Consider the following 749-nt stretch of genomic DNA (forward strand, 5'->3'; position numbering starts at 1 on the left):
CTCTTCGCGTACGACGAGTCCGGCCATCCGCTGCTGGAGAAGACCTACTACTCGGTCGGCGGCGGCTTCGTGGTCGACGAGGACGCCGTCGGCGAAGACCGCATCAAGCTCGACGACACCGTCCTGAAGTACTCCTTCCGCACCGGCGACGAACTCCTGCGGCTCTCCCGCGAGACCGGCCTGTCCATCTCCGCGCTGATGCTGGAGAACGAGAAGGCGTGGCGCACCGAGGAGGAGATCCGCGCGGGTCTGCTGGAGATCTGGCGGGTCATGGAGGCCTGTGTCTCCCGCGGCCTGTCCCAGGAGGGCATCCTGCCCGGCGGTCTGAAGGTGCGCCGCCGCGCCGCCAACGCCGCCCGCGCCCTGCGCTCCGAGGGCGACGCGGCCGCCCGCGCGATGGAGTGGGTGACCCTGTACGCGATGGCGGTCAACGAGGAGAACGCGGCCGGTGGCCGCGTCGTCACCGCCCCGACGAACGGCGCCGCCGGGATCATCCCGGCCGTCCTGCACTACTACACCCGCTTCGTCCCCGGCGCCGACGAGGAAGGCATCATCCGCTTCCTGCTTGCCGCCGGCGCCATCGGCATGCTCTTCAAGGAGAACGCCTCCATCTCCGGCGCCGAGGTCGGCTGCCAGGGCGAGGTCGGCTCCGCCTGCTCCATGGCCGCCGGGGGCCTGGCCGAGGTGCTGGGCGGCAGCCCCGAGCAGGTCGAGAACGCCGCCGAGATCGGCATGGAACACAACCTCGG

Annotated in this window: 1 protein-coding gene; it reads left to right on the forward strand. The window is 71.0% G+C overall.

Going from position 1 to position 749, the window contains the following annotated elements:
- Positions 1-749, forward strand: a 749-nt coding sequence (locus tag EEJ42_RS31125; protein ID WP_123105209.1) for an L-serine ammonia-lyase, incomplete at both ends; no start/stop codon positions are given.

It is taken from the genome of Streptomyces botrytidirepellens, from assembly GCF_003721215.1.
Lineage (GTDB): Bacteria > Actinomycetota > Actinomycetes > Streptomycetales > Streptomycetaceae > Streptomyces > Streptomyces himastatinicus.